The sequence below is a fragment of the Halorubrum sp. SS7 genome (assembly GCF_005435055.1).
Classification (GTDB): domain Archaea; phylum Halobacteriota; class Halobacteria; order Halobacteriales; family Haloferacaceae; genus Halorubrum; species Halorubrum salinarum.
This window is the reverse complement of record NZ_SGXV01000583.1, coordinates 1-246: the sequence shown is the minus strand read 5'-3', so window position 1 is coordinate 246 and position 246 is coordinate 1. Positions and strand designations below refer to the sequence as shown.

Below are 246 nucleotides of genomic sequence, written 5' to 3'. Positions count from 1 at the left end.
ACAGCACCGCGAACGCCTCGTCCCGGGTCCGCTCTATCACCTCGCTGATGAGGTTGAGGTCGCCAGAAGCAGCCTTGTACCCCCGGATGTTCGGGTGTTCCGCGAGTTCGACCGTGACGTCGACCGGGATCGACTGCCCCGTGCGGCTGGGCACGTTGTAGACGATCTGCGGGATGTCGACCTCGTCGGCGATGGTCCGGTAGTGTTCGAGGAAGCCCGCGGGTTCGGGCTTGTTGTAGTACGGAG

At 64.2% G+C, this 246-nt stretch carries 1 protein-coding gene; it reads right to left on the bottom strand.

Annotated features, from left to right (window positions below):
* Positions 1-246, bottom strand: a 246-nt coding sequence (locus EXE44_RS19230) for a dihydrodipicolinate synthase family protein (protein WP_199241308.1), incomplete at both ends; no start/stop codon positions are given.